Raw genomic sequence first — 17,742 nt, forward strand, 5'->3', positions numbered from 1 at the left:
GACTGATTCTAGTGGCCCCGGCTAGAGTCCCGCCGCGACCTCCAGCGCGGCGAGCAGTTCGTGGGGTTGGCCGAGCAACTGCGCGGTACCGTGTGCCCGCTTGAAGAACAGTTGGGCGTCGTACTCCCAGGTGATGCCGACGCCACCGTGGAGCTGGATCGACTCACCGGCGATCCACTGCAGGGCTTCGGAACAGTAGACCTTGGCGGCGGCCGCCTCGATCTCCGCGGCGTAGGCCGCCTCGTCGGCGTCCGGCCCGTCCCCGAGGGCCTGCGCCTCGGCGACGAGGGCGGCGGCGGAGTACGAGAGCGAGGCGGCGGTCTCCGCGCGGACGTACATGTCGGCCATGCGGTGCTTGAGTGCCTGGAACGAGCCGATCACGCGGCCGAACTGGGTGCGCTCCTGCGTGTACCGGACGGTCGCGTCCAGCACGGCGCGCGCGGCGCCCACCTGCTCGGCGGACACCGCCGCCCACGCGGCCGCGCGCAGGCGGGCCAGGAAGCTCGGCCGGGTGGCGATGGCGGTGGCCGCGGCGCCGTCGAACTCCACGCGCGCCAGGGTGCGGGTGGGGTCCATGACGGGCACGCGGGTGACGGTCACGCCGTCGGCGTCGGCGGGGAGCTCGAACAGACCGACGTCGTCGCCGGTGACGGCCACGACGAGTAGCGTGGTGGCGGTGTCGGCGCCCAGCACGTGGTGGGCGGTGCCGGTGAGGGTGGTGCCGTCGGCTCGGACCCCGGGGGTGGCCCAGCCGTCGAGCCCGGCCCAGCACAGCGCGGCGAGCTCGCCGGCGGCGATTCCGGGCAGCAGACGCGCGCACGCGGCCTCGTCGCCCGAGGCGAGGACGGCCTGTGCGGAGAGGACCGCGGACCCGAGCATCGGGGAGGGGGTCAACCGGCGGCCGAGCTCCTCGCACACGAGGTGGGTCTCGACCCAGGTCGCCCCGGCACCGTCGTGTGACTCGGGGATCGACAGCGCGGCGGCCCCGATCTGGTCGACCAGCGTCGACCACAGCGCGGGGTCGTACCCGTGGTCGGAGGCGAACGCGGCGCGCACAGCGGCGGAGTCGGACCTCTTCTCCAGCAGCGCGGCCACGGACTGCCGCAGCGCGGCCTGTTCTTCGGTGTCGACGCCGGGGGTGGCGGGGGCGGTCATCGGGTGGCCCCCGCGGCGTCCGCGCGGAGCGAGTCGAGCACGCGGCCGCGGTGGTAGCTCTGGGTGCCCCACGCCGTCTGCAGGGCGCGGGTCTTGGTCAGCCACAGGCCCAGGTCGTGCTCGAGCGTGTAGCCGATCGCGCCGTGCACCTGCAGCGCCGTGCGGGCGGCCAGGTAGGCGGCGTCGGCGACGGCCACGCGGGCGGCGGAGACGTCGCGCACCGCGGCTGCGGGGTCGTCGGGGTTCTCGGCGATCGCCAGGGCGCCGGCCCACAGCAGTGGTCGGGACATCTCCAGCGCGATGGCCACCTCGGCCAACTGGTGCTTGAGGCCCTGGTACTCACCGATGAGCTTGCCGTACTGCTTGCGCTGCTTGGCGTAGTCGACGCTCATCGTGAGCATGGCCTGACCGAGGCCCTGGAGCTGCGCCGCGGTGCCGAGGGCGCCGTGGTTGACCAGGTCGGTCGTGCTCGCCGCCGCGACGCGGGCCCCCGCGGTCGGGGTGGCCACCGTGCGGGCCCGGTCGACCGACCGACGGGTCTCGCCGGCCTCGGCGGTGAACACCTCGTCGTCGTCGGCCACCCACAGGTACTCCGCCACGTGCACGTCGGGCGCGAGCGGCGAGACGCCGGGCACGGCGACCGACGCCAGCGCACCGCCGGCGATCTCCCCGGCCACGTCCCCGGAGGCGATACGCGGCGCCACCATGACGGTCTCCACGACGGGACCCGGCACCGCGTGGCGGCCCAGGACCTCGAGCGCCGCCACGGCCTCGACCGCGGTGGCCCCGGCGCCGCCGGCGGCCTCGTCGATGAGCAGGGCGGCGGCGCCCGTCTCGGCGACGCGGCCCCACACGGCGGTGCCGGGGGCCGTGTCACCGGCGGCCCACGAGCGGATCACCGCGGGCATGTCGGACTTGGCCAGCAGGGAGTCGATGCTGCCGGCGAAGTCGATGATCTCGGGATCGAGTGCGAACTGCATATTCAAGAACCGCCTTCTCAGCCGCGCGGGAGGCCGAGGAGTCGCTCGGCGATGATGTTCTTCTGGACCTCGTTGGTGCCCGCGTAGATGGGGCCGGCGAGGGCGAACAGGTACCCGTCCATCCACTGCTCCCCGGCGAGTTCGCCGGCGGGCCCGAGGACGTCCAGGGCGGTCTCGTGGGTCGCGATGTCCCAGTCGGACCAGAAGACCTTGTTGATGGAGGACTCGAAGCCGAGGTTGGCGCCGCCGGTGAGCTTGGTGACCGTGTTCCACGTGCTCAGCTCGTACGCGCGGGAGCCGATCCAGGCGTCCGCCACACGGTCGGCCAGCGCCCCGCGGGTGCGATCGTCGAGGTCGCCCTCCCGGGAGTCCCACAGCTCCAGCAGCCGGTCGGTGGTGGCCAGGAACCGTCCCGGGGAGCGTAGCGAGAGGCCGCGCTCGTTGTTGGCGGTGGACATGGCCACCTTCCAGCCCTGGTTGACCTCGCCGATCACTCCGGACTCGGCGGGGTTCGCCGGGTCGTCGGGCACGAAGACGTCCTCGAGGAACAGCTCGGCGAAGCCGGGGAGCCCGTCGAGCTGGTCGATCGGGCGCACGGTGACGCCCTCGGCCCGCAGGTCGAACATGAAGTAGGTCAGGCCCTTGTGGCGGGGCTCGTCCGGGTCGGTGCGGAACAGCCCGAAGCCCTTGTCCGCGAACGAGGCGCGGGTCGACCACACCTTCTGCCCGTTCAGGACCCACCCGCCGTCGACCTTCCTGGCGGTCGAGCGCAGCGAGGCCAGGTCGGACCCGGCCTCGGGCTCGGACCAGGCCTGCGCCCAGATGTCGTCGGCCCGGGCCATGCGCGGCATGATGCGCGCGAGCTGCTCGGGGGAGGCGTGGTCGAACAGGGTCGGGGCCAGCAGGAAGATGCCGTTCTGGCTCACCCGCAGCGGCGCGCCGGCGCAGAAGTACTCCTCCTCGAACACCACCCAGTTGACCAGTCCACAGTCGCGGCCGCCGAACTCCTCGGGCCAGGAGACGACCGACATGCGGGCGTCGGCCATCTTCCGCTCCCACTCCCGGTGGGCCTCGAAGCCCTCGCGGGTGTCCATGTGGGGCAGCGGCTCGGCGGGCACGTTGGCCTCGAGCCACTGTCGCACCTCGAGGCGGAAGGCCTCGGTCGAGGCGTCCAGTTCCAGATCCACGGCGTCAGCCCTCCTTCTTCTCGGTGGGGGAGGTCGTCCCCGTGTTGGCGCTGTCGCGCATCGAGCGGGCGTCCATCCCGCCGAGCGAGGCGGAGAACGAGTCCGTGTCGTCCGGCTCCGCGTTGGCCGAGTGGGCGAACATGTGCCACCCGAACGCGGTGTCCAGGGAGGTCTGCAACCCCATCTGGTCCTCGTTCGAGTTGATGACCTTCTTGGCCAGGGTGAGCCCGAAGGCGGGCATGGCCTTGATCTCATCGGCGATCGAGTCGACCCTGGCCTGCAGCTCGTCGCGGGGGACCACGTGGTTGAGCATCCCCCACTCCAGGGCCTCCGCCGCGCCGAATCTGCGACCGGTGTAGAGGATCTCCTTGGCGCGGCGCGGGCCCAGCACGAAGGCGTGGGCGAAGTACTCGACGCCGGGGATGCCCATCTTCACCACCGGGTCGGAGAAGAACGCGTCGTCGGACGCCACGATGAAGTCGCAGACCCACGCCAGCATCAGCCCGCCGGCGATGCAGGCCCCGTGGACCTGGGCGATCATCGGCTTGGGGATCTCGCGCCAGCGCCGGCACATCTGGACGTAGACCTCGGACTCGCGGGCGAGTCGCCGGTCGCCGCCGCCGCGGGTGGTGTGGTCCCACCAGATCGCGGCGCGGTTGGGGTACTCCACGTGATGGTCGCGCTCGGGGGTGCCGATGTCGTGGCCCGCCGAGAAGTGCTTGCCGTTGGCCCGCAGGACGATCACCTTGACCGCGTCGTCCTCGACGGCCCTGATGAACGCGTTGTCCAGCGAGTACGTCATGACCGAGTTCTGCGCGTTGCGGAAGTCGGGACGGTTGAGGGTGACGTACGCGGTGCCGTCGGAGACCTCGTAGGCCACCGGCTGCGTGTCCGGCCCGAGGTCGTCGACCCCGAGGACCGGGGGGATGGGTGCATCGGTCATGACCTGGGACTCTCCTTACCTAGCAAGTGCTTGGTTGGTACTGTACCTCACACGCCGTAGCCGCCGTCCACGTCGAGCTTCTGTCCGGAGATGAAGCCCGCGCGGTCGGAGGCGAGGAACGCCACGGCCTCGGCGATGTCGGCAGCGGTTCCGAACCGACGCAGCGGGATGTTGCCGCGGGTGACCTCTAGCGCGCGCTCGTCGAGGTCGCCGGAGGCGATGAGCCGGGAGGCCATGCCGTCGGTCAGCATCCCCGGGCCCACGCAGTTCACCCGCACCCCGAAGCGCCCCTCCTCGGTGGCCAGGCCGCGGACGAGCTGCTCGACCGCGCCCTTGGGGGCGGCCGACAGTCCGTCGCGCACCGGGTAGCGGGTGGTGGCCGCGGTGGTGACGACGACGACGTTGCCCCCCACCGCACGCAGGTGCTCCAGCGCGGGGCGCACGATCGCGAAGAACCCGACCGCGTCGTCCTCGAGCTGTCGACGGAATTCGGACGGTGCGATCCGGGACAGGTGCACCATGGGCACGTGCGGACCGGCGCAGTGGGCCAGCACGCGGATTCCGCCGTGTCGGGAGGCGATCCCGTCGATCACCCCGGCCACCTCGTCGTCGTTCCCGTCGGCGCCGTCCCGCCCCGGGGTGAGGCGGACGCACTCGACGGTCCGGGATCCCTCCGCGGTCAGGTCGTGCGCGAGGTCGACGGGCTCGGTCGACCGGTACCCCAGCACCACCGGCGCATCGGGGAACTCGGCGGACAGGCGGCGTGCGACCGCCGCCCCGATCCCGCCGGACGCGCCCGTGACCACCACCGCGCCCGCTCCGCCGGGCCCGCCCGGCTCGGTCATCGGAGCTCGGTCTTGAGGATCTTGCCCGAGGCGTTGCGGGGGAAGGCCTCGACGAACTCGACCGTCCGCGGTCGCTTGAAGTTGGCCAGGTGCTCGGCGGCGAAGTCCTTCACGTCCTGCTCGGTGAGCCCCGACCCCTCGCGCCGGACGATGAAGGCCTTGCCGACCTCGCCCATCCGCTCGTCGGGAACGCCGATCACCGCGGACTCGACGACGCCGTCGATGCGGGCGAGGGCCTGCTCGATCTCGGCCGGGTACACGTTGAACCCGCCAGTGATGTACATGTCCTTGAGCCGGTCGGTGATCCGGAGATTGCCACGGGAGTCGATCTCCCCGACGTCTCCGGTGTGCAGCCAGCCGTCGGGGTCGATGGTCTCGGCGGTGTTCTCCGGGTCGTCGAGGTAGCCCTGCATGACCATCTCGCCACGGGTGAGGATCTCGCCGGACCCGCCGATCCGGATCTCCATGCCGGGGTAGGCGCGGCCGCAGGTCGTGGCCACAGTGACGTCGTCGTCGTCCGCGGTGGTGGTGGTGATGAACCCCATCGTCTCGGTCTGCCCGTACGCGGTGAGCACCGTCTCCAGCCCCAGGTCGGACTGCATGCGCTCGACCAGCACAACGGGGACGACCGAGGCACCGGTGACGGCCAGGCGCAGCGAGGACAGGTCGTACGCGCTGCGGGACGGGTCGTCGAGCAGCGTCTGGAAGATGGTCGGCGCCCCCGGCAGTACGGTGGCACGCTCGGTCTGGACCAGGCGCATCGTCTCGGCGGTCGAGTACACGGCCAGCGGGATGATGGTCGCGCCGAACAGGGTGCACACGAGGAAGCCGGCCTTGTAGCCGAAGCTGTGGAAGAACGGGTTGACGATGAGGTAGCGGTCGTTCTCGGTGAGCCCGCCGTTGGATCCCCATGCGCGCGCGCCGGCGACGGTCTGGCGGTGCAGGGCCACGACGCCCTTGCTCTTGCCGGTGGTGCCGGAAGTGAACAGGATGTCGGCGACGTCGTCGCCGGTCACCGCGTCCGCGCGGCCGTCGGCCTCGGCGAGCAGGTCCTCGGTGGCCAGCGCCCGGAGGTCGGCGAAGTCGAGGAGGTGCACGTCCGCGCCGTGGATGCTGTCGGCGTGGATGCCGTCGGCGGGGGCACTGTCGGCGGGGGCACTGTCGAGGGGGATGCGGACGAGGGTCCGCAGCTCGGTGACCCCGGCCAGGGTGTCGCCCGCCGTCCCGCGCGCGGCCGCGGCGAGGTCCGCGATCCGATCGGACCCGAGGAACGGTCCCGCGACCACGGCCGCGACCGCGTGGGTGCGCTGGATGATCTCGAGCGTCTCGCTCCCGGTGTAGCGGGTGTTCGCCGGGACCACGGCGCCTCCGACGTACTGCACGCCCAGAGCCGCGACCACCCAGTGGCGGGTGTTGGGCGCCCAGATCACCACGCGGTCGCCGGGGGCGACCCCGCGGGCCACGAGGCCTGCGGCGAACCGGCGGACCTCGTCGAGCAGCTGCGCCCACGTCCAGCGGGTGTCCTGTCCCGGTTGGACATCGGCGATCGCCTCGCGGTCCGGCCACGTCAGCGCCGCGCGGCGAAGGGCGGCGGGCGTGGTCTCGACGGCAGTGCCCTGGGCGGGCGTGGTCTCGGCGGGGGGATTCATCGCGGACTCCTCGGTGGGGCTGCGGGTGTGGCGCACGCAACCCTACCAAGCAAGTGCTTGGTCAGTCTCGATCCGCGCGTCCGGCTAGTACTTGAAAGCACCCCGGTCGACGGTGAGCTGGACCCCGGAGATCGACCGCGACCCGTCCCCGGCGAGGTACGAGACCACCTCGGAGACCTCCTCGGGCGGCATGAAGTCGGCGAGGGTGCTCGCGCCGTCCACCCGGGCGTTCTTCAGAGGCATCGGGGCGAAGCTGTGGAGGAACGACGGGAAGCGGCCGAAGAGTTCGGCCATCCCCTCGGGATCGATCATGGGCGTGGCCACCGAGTAGGGATGGATCGAGTTGACGCGGATGCCGAACTCGCCCACCTCCAGTGCGAGCGCGTTGGTCAACGCCACCAGGCCGGCCTTCGAGGCGGAGTAGTGCCCGTTGCCGGGCGTGGCCTTGAGGCCGGCGGACGAGCTGACGATGATGATCGACCCGCCGTTGCCGGCCTCGATCATCGCCGGCACGGCCGCGCGGATCGTCCGCCACGTCCCGCTGAGGTTGACGCCGATGACGGTGTCCCAGTCGTCCTCCGGCATCTCCCACAGGCGGCCCCAGCTGAGGACCGCGGCGTTGGCGACCAGGATGTCCAGCCGTCCGAAGGTGTCGACCGTGCGGGCGACGAGGCCCTGCAGTGCGCCCAGGTCCCGGATGTCGAGGACGGCCGAGAGGGCGCGCTGACCCGTCTCCTCGATCAGGCGGACGGTCTCGCCCAGGTCGTCCGGTGTGGGGGCGGGGTAGGTGGCGGACCCGGACACCGGCGCGCAGACATCGGAGACGACGACGTCGGCGCCCTCCGAGGCGAGGCGGACCGCGTGGGCCCGACCCTGCGCGCGGGCGGCTCCGGTGATGAAGGCGACCTTGCCGGCCAGGGGCTTCGAGGGGGTGGTCATGGGCTCATCCAAACCGATGGCGGCGTGGGCGGAGGCCGGATCCCACGAACCAAGCAAGTGCTTGGTAGTGTGGCCGCATGACCGAGAGCACGGCACCCGAGAAGTGCAAGCCCGCGTCGGAGATGACCGATGACGAGTTCGCCGCGGAGTTCCGCACCTGGCTGGACGCCAACCTCGTCGGCGAGTTCGCCGAGATCAAGGGCGTCGGCGGCCCGGGGAGCGAACACGAGTTCTTCCCCCAGCGTCTCGCCTGGGAGCGGCACATGGCGGCGGCCGGATGGACCTGCGTCGGCTGGCCGGTCGAACACGGTGGGCGCGGCGCGTCACTGAGCCAGCAGGTGCGCTTCCACGAGGAGTACGCCAAGGCCGACGCCCCGGCGCGGGTGTCGCATCTCGGCGAGACGCTCCTCGGCCCGACCCTCATCGCCCACGGGACGCAGGAGCAGAAGGACCGGTTCCTGCCGCGGATCATCGACGTGACCGAGCTCTGGGCGCAGGGGTACTCCGAGCCCGGCGCCGGATCCGACCTGGCCAACGTCGCCACCACCGCCGAGCTCCGGGAGGACGGCAAGTGGCACCTCAACGGCCAGAAGGTGTGGACCTCGCTCGCGCACCTCAGTCAGTGGGTGTTCGTGGTGGCCCGCACCGAGGAGGGCACGAGCCGCCACAAGGGGCTGAGCTTCCTGCTCGTCCCGCTCGACCAGCCCGGCGTCGAGATACGTCCGATCCAGCAGTTGACCGGCACCAGTGAGTTCAACGAGGTTTTCTTCGACGACGCCGTCACCGACGCCGGGATGATCGTGGGGGAGCGGGGCGACGGGTGGAAGGTGGCCATGACCCTGCTCGAGTTCGAGCGCGGGGTCTCCACGCTGGGGCAGCAGGTCGGTTTCGCCCGCGAACTCGACGAGATCGTGGCCATGGCCCGCGCCAACGGTAGTGCCGAGGTGCCGGCCGTGCGGGAGCGCATCACCCGGGCGTGGATCGGGCTCAAGGTGATCCGGGCCCATGCGCTGCGGACCCTCGCCGAGCGTGACTCCTCCGGCGGCAACGCGTCCGCGGCGAAGCTGCTGTGGGCCAACTGGCACCGCGACCTCGGCGAGCTCGCGATGGACGTGCAGGGGGCCAGGTCGCTCACTGGGCCCACCCACACCTCCGAGGGAGCCCCCAACGACCTGCGCGACCCGGAGAACGTCGAGTTGGCGCTGTGGCAGCGACTCTTCCTCTTCACCCGCTCCGACACCATCTACGGCGGATCCAACGAGATCCAGCGCAACATCATCTCCGAGCGCGTGCTCGGACTACCCCGAGAGGCCAGGCCGTCATGACCGAGCGCACATCCCCCCTCGCAGTCGTTCCCGAGGAGACCCCCGGGCACGGACTGCTCAAGGGCAAGAAGGTCGTCGTCACGGCCGCCGCCGGTACCGGCATCGGCTTCTCCGCCGCCCGCCGCGCGGCCCTCGAGGGCGCCGACGTCCTGGTCTCGGACTTCCACGAGCGGCGTATGAACGAGGCCCGCGACGCGCTCGCCGCCGAGTTCCCCGACCAGCAGTTCGAGGCGGTGGCCTGCAACGTGCAGTCGACCTCGGACGTCGACGCGCTGATCGCGGGCGCCGCAGAGAAGCTGGGCCGGATCGACGTGCTCGTCAACAACGCCGGACTCGGCGGCGAGACCGAACTCGTCGACATGACCGACGAGGACTGGGACCGCGTCCTGGACATCACCCTTAATGGGACCTTCCGCGCGACGCGTGCCGCGCTGCGGTACTTCCGCGACGTGCCGCACAACGGAGTGATCGTCAACAACGCCTCGGTGCTCGGCTGGCGCGCCCAGCGGGCGCAGGCGCACTACGCGGCGGCCAAGGCCGGCGTCATGGCGCTGACCCGGTGCTCGGCCATCGAGGGCGCAGACTACGGCGTGCGCATCAACGCGATCGCCCCGTCCATCGCCCGCCACAAGTTCCTCGAGAAGTCCGCGTCGTCCGAGTTGCTCGACGAACTCGCCGCCAAGGAGGCCTTCGGCCGCGCCGCCGACGTGTGGGAGGTCGCCGCGACCATCGCCATGCTCGCCAGCGACTACACGACCTACCTCACCGGCGAGGTCGTCTCCATCTCCTCGCAGCGGGCCTGACGGACGCCGCGGGTCAGGCGTTCCGGACCTTCTCGGCCTGCGCGGCGAAGAGTCCGAGGGCGGTGTCCCGAGCCTCGTCGGAGACCGGCCCGTCGGTACCGGACGCGGTGACGGAGATGCCGAGCCCTCGGACGACTCCCGTGATCATCACGTTCGAGGTCCGGATCGTCTGCCCCATCATGTCCATCGAGTTGTCCTGGACCACGGCCGCGAAGTCCTCGACCCCCTCCGGCGCATCGACGTCGAGCAGCGAGTTCGTCGCCTCGGTGACCATCTCCTCGCCCTGCAGCGGGAACGTCACCGTCATGACCGGGCAGTCCTCGATCTGCTGGGCCCGCGCGGGCAGCCCCTCGGTCACCCGGGTCACGGCCACGGCGATCGAGGTGTCGCCGACCTGGCCGGCCTGGATCGCCATCGCGCCCGGCTCCGACTGCGCGCCCAACCCGTCCTGGCTGACGTCGGCGCACTGTTCCGGCTCGACCCGGACGTCGGAGGTGAACGCGCCGAGGGCATCCATCCCTCCGGCGATCTCATCCGCGGGGACGGGCTGCAGACCCACCTCCGGGGCGTCCTCCGCGGTGAGGACGAGCTGCTCGACCTCTGACGCCGGCGGGGTCGATCCCGCGTCCCCGGGGTACTCCGGTTCGGTGGACCCGGCCGCCGCGGTGGTGGGGGAGGCGCCGCCCTCGCCGTCGTCGCCCCCACCGATCGTGCAGGCGGAGAGGGCCAGGGCGAGGCCGAGCGACGCCGACGCCGCGAGGACCCTACGGCCGTGACAGCGGGACGGGGTGGTGATGGTGGAGCGCATGCCGGGCAGTCTAGGCACGCTCGCCCGATCCTCGGCTCATCTCCCTCGGGGTGGGCGACGGGTGTCACGGGAACGGTCCCACAACCTAGCAAGTGCTTGGTTGGTAGGGTGGGCGCATGACGAGTACGACCAGGCGTGAGGAGCTGCTGTCGATTGCGGCCGGGCTCTTCGCCGAGCGTGGACTGAGGGCGACGACCGTCCGCGACATCGCGGACGCCGCCGGAATCCTGTCGGGCAGTCTGTACCACCACTTCTCCTCCAAAGAGGCGATCGTCGACGAGATCCTGCGCGGATTCCTCGACGCCCTCTTCGGCGAGTACCGCCGGATCGTGGAGGCGGGGCTCGGGCCCCGCGAGACCCTGGAGCATCTGGTCCGGGCCTCCTTCGAGGCCATCCACCGCGACCGTGACGAGGTCGCCATCTACCAGGACGAACTCAAGCACCTCCGTGGCAACCCGCGGTTCGACTACCTCCGCGAGCGCAACACCGAGTTCCGCGAGATGTGGACCGACGTGCTGACCCGGGGGATGGAATCGGGGGAGTTCCGCGGCGACCTCGACGTGCGGCTCACCTACCGGTTCCTCCGCGACACCGTGTGGGTCGCCGTGCGGTGGTACCGGCCCGACGACGACAACGACCACGCGGCCATCGCGGACCAATACCTCAACATCGTGCTCGACGGCCTGGCCGTCGACTGACGCATCCACCCACTCCGAGGAGACACATGACCAGCGTGACCGGCCGCGAGGCCTACGTGATCGACGCCGTGCGGACACCCGTCGGCAAGCGCGGCGGCAGCCTGTCCGGACAGCATCCGGCCGACCTGGGCGCCCATGTCATCAAGGCGGTCGTCGAGCGGACGGGTGTTGACCCGGAGGTCGTCGACGACGTGATCTTCGGCTGCGTCGACACCATCGGCCCCCAGGCCGGCAACATCGCGCGCTCCGCCTGGCTCGCCGCCGGGATGCCCCTGGGCGTCCCGGGCACCACCGTCGACCGCCAGTGTGGTTCCAGCCAGCAGGCCATCCACTTCGGCGCGCAGGCCATCTTGTCCGGCACCCAGGACGTGATCCTGTTCGGCGGCGTACAGAACATGAGCGCACTGCCGATCTCCTCGGCGATGCTCGCCGGGCGTGAGTACGGATTCGACGACCCGTTCACCGGTTCCACAGGCTGGGTCGAGCGCTTCGGCTCGCAGGAGATCTCGCAGTTCAACGGTGCACAGATGATGGCCGACAAGTGGGACATCTCCCGCCGCGAGATGGAGGAGTGGGCGCTGCAGTCCCACCAGCGCGCCCGCGCCGCGATCGCCGAGGGGCGCTTCGCCCGCGAGTACGTCCCGATGGCCGGTCTCGAGGCCGACGAGACCACGCGCGAGACCACCCTCGAGAAGATGGCCTCCCTGCCGGTGCTGGCCGAGGGCGGCTCCCTCACCGCTGCCGTTGCCTCGCAGATCTGTGACGGAGCGTCCGCCGGGCTACTCGCCTCCGCCGAGGCGGTCGAGAAGTACGGCCTGAAGCCCCGCGCCCGTATCCACCACCTCACCGTCCGGGGCGACGACCCGGTGATGATGCTGTCGGCACCCATCCCGGCCACCAAGTACGCGCTGGAGAAGACCGGCCTGACGATCGACGACATCGACGTGGTGGAGATCAACGAGGCCTTCGCTCCCGTCGTCCTGGCGTGGATCAAGGAGACCGGCGCGGACCCGGCGCGCGTCAACCCCAACGGTGGCGGCATCGCACTGGGCCACCCGCTCGGCGCCACGGGAGCCAAGCTGTTCGCGACCCTGCTGAACGAGCTCGAGCGCACCGGCGGCCGCTACGGCCTGCAGACCATGTGTGAGGGCGGCGGCACCGCCAACGTCACGATCATCGAGCGCTTGGACTCCTGACCGCGCCCGCGATCTGACGACCGCCGCGATCTGACCGCCCGGGGAAACGACGAGGGCCCGACTTCCGCGAGGAAGTCGGGCCCTCGTTCCAGCTCCGGCGTCGGTCAGGAAGCGGAACCGCTCGTGGAACCGGTGGTGCCGCCGCCCTGGATGGGCGCCGGGGCGACACCACTGCTGCCGGCGGCACTGCCCGCGAACGCGTCCAGGGGGTTGCCGACAACGGCCGGGAAAAGGTGCGGCTCGGCGGGCCCGCCGCCGGTCAGGCAGATCACGGCGAGCGCGTAGATGTTGGAAGGCACGTTCTCGGCCGTGAGCTTGCCTGGCTGGCCGGGCAGCGTCATCGGGAGGTTGAAGATGCCGGGAATGCCGGGGCCCTTCAGCGAGATGACGTCGCCGCGGTTGCCGAGTGCGCGGACGATGGTCATGAGGTCGCCGCCCCCGGCGACGGCGGCGCCGGCGAGGTCAGCGGCCGCGTACGGCGGGACGAGCATTCCGAGGCACGTCTGGCCCTCGAGGGGCTGGTTGATGTCCACCACGACCTGGTTACCGAACACGTGCGGCACGGGAGCGGCGGCGTTCGCGACGCCGGCACCCGCGACAGTGAGTCCGGCAGCGGTGGCGATAGCGGTGAGCCCGGCGGCCGCCTTCTTCGCGATGGTCATGAACGCTCCTTGGTGGTTGATCGACGCGGTGTTCTCGATCACGCTGTCGCTCAGGAGACGCTCAGTGTTACACGCCGTCGCGAAATGGCCGGTGCCCGACCCGCTGTCGCGAGCCGGGCACCGATGACGAGCCGAGGCGTCGTCGGAATCAGTTCTCGGTATCGGTCTCGCCGAGCGCGGAGGACAGGGTGCCCAGGTCGAGCTCGCCCTCGGTCTCGCCGCCGCCGAGAACGGACGAGAGGGTGTCGAGGCCGCCGCCTTCCGTGCCACCCTGGAGCATGGCGGAACCGGTCTCGAGAAGGCCGTCAGAGCTCAGTCCGCTGATCACGTCGAGGGGGCTGCCGACGGTGACGATGGAGATGCCCGGATCGGACAGCGTGGAGAGGCACACCGTCACCAGGCCGTAGAGGCCGGACGGGACCTCGGAGGCGCTGACGGTGTCGCTCGGGGTCGCCAGGGTCATGATGACGGTCGGGGAGACGCCCTTCTTGAGGACGTGCACCCCGTCGAGGGCGTCGAGCCCCGTGAGGATGCCGCCGAGGCCACCGTTTCCGCTGACACTGTCGAGGATCTCCAGACCGGCGGTGGGCGGAACGAGCGCCGCCCCGCAGGTGTCGCCGAGCTCGCCCGACTCGAGTTCGAACTCGACCGAGACGGTGTTGCCGGTGACGTCGGAGGTGGCGGTGGTCGCGAACGCGACGCCAGCGCCGGCGAGGGTGAGGGCGGTGGTCGCGCCGAGGACGGCGGCGATCCGGACGGCGTGGCGGGGAGCGGTCATAGGTGACTCCTGAGCGTGGGGAATGGTCGCGGAACGCGAACGTGGAGTTCACGTTAGACCAAGAGAGTCCTGAGGATCAGCTGATTGATCGGACGACGCACGCCCGCCACCCCTGTGGGTGGCGGGCGTGGCTCGCGCGGAACGGGCGTGCTGTGATCAGGCCAGGCGTCCCAGGGCGTCGAGTCGCTCGTGTGCCTGCGTCATGATCCGCTGGATCAACTCGTCGCAGCTCGGCAGGTCGTCAATCATGCCCACGACCTGTCCGGAGGCCAGGACTCCGGCCTCGGTGTTGCCCTCGACCAGCCCGGCCTTGAGCAGCATCGGGGTGTTGGCGGCCATGACGATCTGCTGCCACGTGCGGTCGGACGCCTTTTTCATGTTGAGGCCGTCCTTGGCCAGTTGTTGCCACTTCATGCCGGTCATGGACTTGAACTTATTGGCGTTCTGGACGGCGGCGGCCATGCCCTTGAGGGGGCTGCCCGATTCGAGGGCGTTGACCAGACCGGTGCGCAGGACGCGGTGCGGCATGCCGTCGACGCGGGTGGAGACGACGGTGTCCTGGAGTCCGCGTTCGAGGTATTGCTGCTTCACCGCGTCGGGGACCTGCGAGTCGCTGGTGAGGAGGAAGCGGGTGCCCATCGCGACGCCCGCGGCACCGTAGGACAACGCCGCGACCAGTCCGCGGCCGTCGAAGAACCCACCGCCGGCGACCACGGGGATCGAGGTGTTCCCCGCGCCGCCGAGGGCGTCGATCACGCTGGGGAGCAGCAGGGTGGTGGCCACCGGTCCGGTGTGCCCGCCGCCCTCGCCGCCCTGGACGATCACCGCGTCGGCGCCCCAGGACGCCACCTTGACGGCGTGCTTCGCCGCGCCGATGGAGGGGATGACGACGAGGCCGTTCTCCTTCAGCCTGGCGATCAACTCGGGCTTGGGCGCGAGCGCGAACGACGCGACCTTGACCCCGTGACGGATCATCAGCTCGCACCGCTCGGCGGCGTCCTCGGCATCGGCCCGGAGGTTGACGCCGAACGGCTTGGTGGTCAGCTCCTTGGTGCGCACGATCGCGCTCTCGAGCTCCGAGAACGTCATGGTCGCCGAGGCGATGATGCCCAGGCCGCCGGCGTTGGCGGTGGCCGCGGTGAGCTCGGGTCCGGAGACCCAGCCCATGCCCGTCTGGACGATGGGGTACTCGACGCCGACGAGCTCGGTGAAGGCGGTCGAGATGGTGGGAGCGCTCATGCGGCCGGCACCTCGCGGTCGCGGAACCCGCGGGGGTCCAGCACCTCGCGGATGATGCGCAGCTCCTCGGCCGAGGGGTCGCGGGTGACCGCGGCGTCGGCGAGGCCCTCGATCTCGAAGCCGGTGTTCTCGGCGACCTCGTCGGCGGTCACGCCGGGGTGCAGACTGAGCGCCCGCATGCTGTGGTCGGCGCCGCCGAAGTCGAACACGCCCAGGTTGGACACGATGCGGTGGAGGTGGTGGTAGCGGAACGCCGGGTCGCCGGGCGTGTAGCGGTCGTAACCGATGCCGCAGACCACGTCGACCTTCTCGGTGAACACCCGCGAGGAGTGCTTGCCCACCCAGTAGCTGGTGGCGTGGTTGATCGAGTTGCCGGGCGCGCCGCGCAGGCCGAACATCTGGCGGGTGGGCTTCTGGACGTCGTCACCGAACGCGGACAGGTTCTGGTTACCGAAGCGGTCGATCTGGTTGGCGCCCATCACCACGTGGCGGGTGCCGGCCTGCAGGACGTCGAACACACGGGGGAACGGGATGTACCCCTCGAAGTCGATGGTCTTGCCCAGCGGCGGGGTCTGGCCGAGGAAGCGATACTCGCCGTCGGTGATGAGCAGGTCGGGCTCGGTGGTGAGCCGGGCCAGGCGGGCGCCGATGGTGGCCATCGGGGTCATCGGCGAGGCGAAGATCTCGCCGGCGCCGGCGAAGATCTCCGCGCACGCGACAGCGCAGTACTCGGCCCTGGTAGCGGTCTCGGTGGTGACGTCGGACATCACTTGGCTCCCTTCTGGGCGGCCTTTTCGGCAGCGACCTTCTCCGCGAACGCGGTGACGGCCTTCTGGTAGTCCTCCTCGGACCCGGACAGGAACTCGTCGACGAACGCCTTCCACGACGTCTCGTCCTTCGCGGACGCGGCGTAGTGCTTCTGGAACGCCTCGTCGCGCCCGTAGCCGCCGGCGAAGGTGAAGTGGGCGCCGTTCGGTGCCTCGGAGACGGTGTCGACGAACATGCGGCTGAGCAGCATGCGCTGCGGGCCGACCTCGTTCATCAGGGCGTCCGCGGACTCGACGATCTCGTCGGTCTCGAGCAGGACCGTGTCGGCGGCCATGGCGTACAGATCGTCGAAGTACCCGTCGGCGCCGGTGAACGCGGCGTTCCCGTGCTTGTCCGCCTTGTCCAGGTGGATCAGCGCGGCGTCCATGCGCAGGGCGGGCATGGCGACCAGCGTCTCGGTCCTGCCATCCACCTGGTACGGGGAGTCGACGGTCTTGAGCTCGTCGCCCCAGAAGCGGAACACGTCCGAGCCGAGCCCGGCGCGGGTCGGCAGGAACGGCAGGCGCTGCGCGGCGGCGGTCAGGCCGGCGCGGACCATGCCCTCGTCCATCTCGCGGGCGACGATCGAGCCCTCGGTGCGCCGCTTGGCGAACCACGGGTCGTAGAACGGCGCGGAGTCCAGGGTGACGAACCCGTAGTAGGCCTTGGAGACCTTGCCCGCCGAGCACAGCAGGCCCAGGTCCGGACCGCCGTAGGTGATGACGGTGAGGTCGGTCAGGTCCTCGCGCCTCAAGATCGCCCGGACGAGTGCCATCGGCTTACGCCGTGAACCCCATCCACCGATACCGATGGTCATGCCGCTGGAGAGGCGCGACACGGCCTCGTCGAGACTGGTGCGCTTGTCGCGCGGGGTGGGGGTCGTCGTCACTTGTGCTCGCCCGTCCTCTCGGATCGTTTGTCCAGATTCTTGCCGGTCTTGACGAACTCGTCGCGGTGCTCGTCTGCCACACCTGCGAGGTTGAGTTCAAAGGTGAAGCCCTGCTCCATCCGGTAGGAGGACTTCACGTCGATGGGATCGATGTGGTTGATGGCTTCCTTGGCCGCACGGATGACCCGCGTGTCCTTGGCGGCGATCGCCTCGGCGAGATCGCGTGCGGCCGCGTCGAGCTGGTCACGGGGGACCACGTCGTACACCGTTCCCCACGAGTGCAGCTGCTGCGCGGTGACGTTTCGCGACGTGAAGTACAGGGTGCGCATCATGTGTGGCGGGACCATCCGGGACAGGTGCGTGGCGGCACCGAGTGCTCCCCGGTCCACCTCTGGCAGGCCGAACACCGCGTCGTCGGAGGCGACGATGCAGTCGGCGTTGCCCACCAGACCGATGCCGCCGCCCACGCAGAAGCCGTTCACCGCCACGATCACGGGGACCGCGCACTCGTAGACGGCGTTGAAGGCCACGTAGCAGCCGCGGTTCGCCGCGAGCAGGTGGTCGAAGCCCTCGAAGTCCTGCATCTCCTTGATGTCGACGCCCGCGTTGAACCCCCGGCCCTCGGCCCGCAGGATCACCACGTGGACCTCGGGGTCGCGCCCCGCGGCGAGGATCTGATCGCCGAGTTCGAACCATCCCGCGGACGGGATGGCGTTGACCGGAGGGTAGTCGACGGTGACGGTGGCTATCCCGTCCGCGCCCTTGTCGACACTGATGCCCATGGAGCTCCTTCCCGCGCCACCGCCGTCCTCGACGGGTCGGTGACTAACCAAACGCTT

18 protein-coding genes are annotated in these 17,742 nt (G+C 70.6%); 4 read left to right on the forward strand and 14 right to left on the reverse strand.

Annotated elements, in window-relative coordinates:
* Nucleotides 1-21: 21 nt before the first annotated feature.
* From L8M95_RS13900 to L8M95_RS13930, 7 genes are all read right to left on the reverse strand, one after another.
* Nucleotides 22-1,155, reverse strand: coding sequence for an acyl-CoA dehydrogenase family protein (locus L8M95_RS13900; RefSeq protein WP_260486696.1), 1,134 nt, complete (start codon nt 1,153-1,155; stop codon nt 22-24).
* Nucleotides 1,152-2,135, reverse strand: coding sequence for an acyl-CoA dehydrogenase family protein (locus L8M95_RS13905; protein ID WP_260486697.1), 984 nt, complete (start codon nt 2,133-2,135; stop codon nt 1,152-1,154). The genes L8M95_RS13900 and L8M95_RS13905 overlap by 4 nt, the downstream gene beginning before the upstream one ends.
* Nucleotides 2,136-2,152: 17 nt before the next feature.
* Complete coding sequence (locus L8M95_RS13910; protein ID WP_260486698.1) at nt 2,153-3,322, reverse strand: acyl-CoA dehydrogenase family protein; 1,170 nt, start codon at nt 3,320-3,322, stop codon at nt 2,153-2,155.
* A 4-nt stretch (nt 3,323-3,326) separates the two neighbouring features.
* A complete protein-coding gene (locus tag L8M95_RS13915; RefSeq protein WP_260486699.1) occupies nt 3,327-4,265 on the reverse strand; it encodes an enoyl-CoA hydratase in 939 nt (312 codons plus the stop codon).
* 47 nt (nt 4,266-4,312) lie between these two features.
* On the reverse strand, nt 4,313-5,110 hold the full coding sequence (locus L8M95_RS13920) for an SDR family NAD(P)-dependent oxidoreductase (RefSeq protein WP_260486700.1): 798 nt from the start codon (nt 5,108-5,110) through the stop codon (nt 4,313-4,315).
* A complete protein-coding gene (locus tag L8M95_RS13925; protein WP_260486701.1) occupies nt 5,107-6,759 on the reverse strand; it encodes a FadD3 family acyl-CoA ligase in 1,653 nt (550 codons plus the stop codon). The genes L8M95_RS13920 and L8M95_RS13925 overlap by 4 nt, the downstream gene beginning before the upstream one ends.
* 84 nt (nt 6,760-6,843) lie before the next feature.
* The gene (locus L8M95_RS13930; protein WP_260486702.1) at nt 6,844-7,698 is read right to left on the reverse strand and encodes a mycofactocin-coupled SDR family oxidoreductase; all 855 of its coding nucleotides are present in this window, start codon (nt 7,696-7,698) and stop codon (nt 6,844-6,846) included.
* Between the two features lie 77 nt (nt 7,699-7,775).
* Here L8M95_RS13930 and L8M95_RS13935 point away from each other — a divergent pair, with 77 nt between their 5' ends.
* Complete coding sequence (locus tag L8M95_RS13935) at nt 7,776-9,023, forward strand: acyl-CoA dehydrogenase family protein (RefSeq protein WP_260486703.1); 1,248 nt, start codon at nt 7,776-7,778, stop codon at nt 9,021-9,023.
* Nucleotides 9,020-9,826 (forward strand): SDR family oxidoreductase, encoded by an 807-nt coding sequence (locus L8M95_RS13940; protein WP_260486704.1) that lies wholly within the window; start codon nt 9,020-9,022, stop codon nt 9,824-9,826. The genes L8M95_RS13935 and L8M95_RS13940 overlap by 4 nt, the downstream gene beginning before the upstream one ends.
* A 13-nt stretch (nt 9,827-9,839) precedes the next feature.
* Here L8M95_RS13940 and L8M95_RS13945 read toward each other — a convergent pair whose 3' ends face one another.
* Nucleotides 9,840-10,634, reverse strand: a complete 795-nt coding sequence (locus L8M95_RS13945; protein ID WP_260486705.1) for a hypothetical protein — start codon at nt 10,632-10,634, stop codon at nt 9,840-9,842.
* Between the two features lie 116 nt (nt 10,635-10,750).
* Between L8M95_RS13945 and L8M95_RS13950 the strand changes: the two genes are divergently transcribed.
* Both L8M95_RS13950 and L8M95_RS13955 read left to right on the forward strand, forming a co-directional pair.
* Entirely contained in the window at nt 10,751-11,332 is a 582-nt protein-coding gene (locus L8M95_RS13950) for a TetR/AcrR family transcriptional regulator (protein WP_260486706.1), read from the forward strand.
* A gap of 26 nt (nt 11,333-11,358) precedes the next feature.
* Nucleotides 11,359-12,528: an acetyl-CoA C-acetyltransferase gene (locus L8M95_RS13955; protein ID WP_260486707.1), complete on the forward strand. Its 1,170-nt coding sequence runs from the start codon at nt 11,359-11,361 to the stop codon at nt 12,526-12,528.
* A gap of 104 nt (nt 12,529-12,632) precedes the next feature.
* Here L8M95_RS13955 and L8M95_RS13960 read toward each other — a convergent pair whose 3' ends face one another.
* The 6 genes from L8M95_RS13960 to L8M95_RS13985 all read right to left on the reverse strand — a co-directional run bounded on the left by L8M95_RS13960 (nt 12,633) and on the right by L8M95_RS13985 (nt 17,685).
* Nucleotides 12,633-13,190 carry a hypothetical protein gene (locus L8M95_RS13960; protein WP_260486708.1) on the reverse strand — a complete coding sequence of 186 codons (558 nt, stop codon included), beginning with the start codon at nt 13,188-13,190 and terminating at the stop codon, nt 12,633-12,635.
* Between the two features lie 148 nt (nt 13,191-13,338).
* On the reverse strand, nt 13,339-13,968 hold the full coding sequence (locus tag L8M95_RS13965; RefSeq protein WP_260486709.1) for a hypothetical protein: 630 nt from the start codon (nt 13,966-13,968) through the stop codon (nt 13,339-13,341).
* A 156-nt stretch (nt 13,969-14,124) separates the two neighbouring features.
* A complete protein-coding gene (locus L8M95_RS13970; RefSeq protein ID WP_260486710.1) occupies nt 14,125-15,207 on the reverse strand; it encodes a nitronate monooxygenase family protein in 1,083 nt (360 codons plus the stop codon).
* On the reverse strand, nt 15,204-15,974 hold the full coding sequence (locus tag L8M95_RS13975; RefSeq protein ID WP_260486711.1) for a CoA-transferase subunit beta: 771 nt from the start codon (nt 15,972-15,974) through the stop codon (nt 15,204-15,206). Before L8M95_RS13975 ends, L8M95_RS13970 begins: the two co-directional genes overlap by 4 nt.
* Nucleotides 15,974-16,903: a CoA transferase subunit A gene (locus L8M95_RS13980; RefSeq protein ID WP_260486712.1), complete on the reverse strand. Its 930-nt coding sequence runs from the start codon at nt 16,901-16,903 to the stop codon at nt 15,974-15,976. The genes L8M95_RS13975 and L8M95_RS13980 overlap by 1 nt, the downstream gene beginning before the upstream one ends.
* On the reverse strand, nt 16,900-17,685 hold the full coding sequence (locus tag L8M95_RS13985; protein ID WP_260486713.1) for an enoyl-CoA hydratase family protein: 786 nt from the start codon (nt 17,683-17,685) through the stop codon (nt 16,900-16,902). Before L8M95_RS13985 ends, L8M95_RS13980 begins: the two co-directional genes overlap by 4 nt.
* Nucleotides 17,686-17,742: the final 57 nt, after the last annotated feature.

This window comes from Dietzia sp. B32, assembly GCF_024732245.1.
Taxonomy (GTDB): domain Bacteria; phylum Actinomycetota; class Actinomycetes; order Mycobacteriales; family Mycobacteriaceae; genus Dietzia.

Coding starts and splice junctions, on each gene's coding strand:
- L8M95_RS13900 (WP_260486696.1), bottom strand. CDS start 1,155: ATGACCGCCCCCGCCACCCCCGGCGTCGACACCGAAGAACAGGCCGCG.
- L8M95_RS13905 (WP_260486697.1), bottom strand. CDS start 2,135: ATGCAGTTCGCACTCGATCCCGAGATCATCGACTTCGCCGGCAGCATC.
- L8M95_RS13915 (WP_260486699.1), bottom strand. CDS start 4,265: ATGACCGATGCACCCATCCCCCCGGTCCTCGGGGTCGACGACCTCGGG.
- L8M95_RS13920 (WP_260486700.1), bottom strand. CDS start 5,110: ATGACCGAGCCGGGCGGGCCCGGCGGAGCGGGCGCGGTGGTGGTCACG.
- L8M95_RS13925 (WP_260486701.1), bottom strand. CDS start 6,759: ATGAATCCCCCCGCCGAGACCACGCCCGCCCAGGGCACTGCCGTCGAG.
- L8M95_RS13930 (WP_260486702.1), bottom strand. CDS start 7,698: ATGACCACCCCCTCGAAGCCCCTGGCCGGCAAGGTCGCCTTCATCACC.
- L8M95_RS13935 (WP_260486703.1), top strand. CDS start 7,776: ATGACCGAGAGCACGGCACCCGAGAAGTGCAAGCCCGCGTCGGAGATG.
- L8M95_RS13940 (WP_260486704.1), top strand. CDS start 9,020: ATGACCGAGCGCACATCCCCCCTCGCAGTCGTTCCCGAGGAGACCCCC.
- L8M95_RS13945 (WP_260486705.1), bottom strand. CDS start 10,634: ATGCGCTCCACCATCACCACCCCGTCCCGCTGTCACGGCCGTAGGGTC.
- L8M95_RS13950 (WP_260486706.1), top strand. CDS start 10,751: ATGACGAGTACGACCAGGCGTGAGGAGCTGCTGTCGATTGCGGCCGGG.
- L8M95_RS13955 (WP_260486707.1), top strand. CDS start 11,359: ATGACCAGCGTGACCGGCCGCGAGGCCTACGTGATCGACGCCGTGCGG.
- L8M95_RS13960 (WP_260486708.1), bottom strand. CDS start 13,190: ATGACCATCGCGAAGAAGGCGGCCGCCGGGCTCACCGCTATCGCCACC.
- L8M95_RS13965 (WP_260486709.1), bottom strand. CDS start 13,968: ATGACCGCTCCCCGCCACGCCGTCCGGATCGCCGCCGTCCTCGGCGCG.
- L8M95_RS13970 (WP_260486710.1), bottom strand. CDS start 15,207: ATGAGCGCTCCCACCATCTCGACCGCCTTCACCGAGCTCGTCGGCGTC.
- L8M95_RS13975 (WP_260486711.1), bottom strand. CDS start 15,974: ATGTCCGACGTCACCACCGAGACCGCTACCAGGGCCGAGTACTGCGCT.
- L8M95_RS13985 (WP_260486713.1), bottom strand. CDS start 17,685: ATGGGCATCAGTGTCGACAAGGGCGCGGACGGGATAGCCACCGTCACC.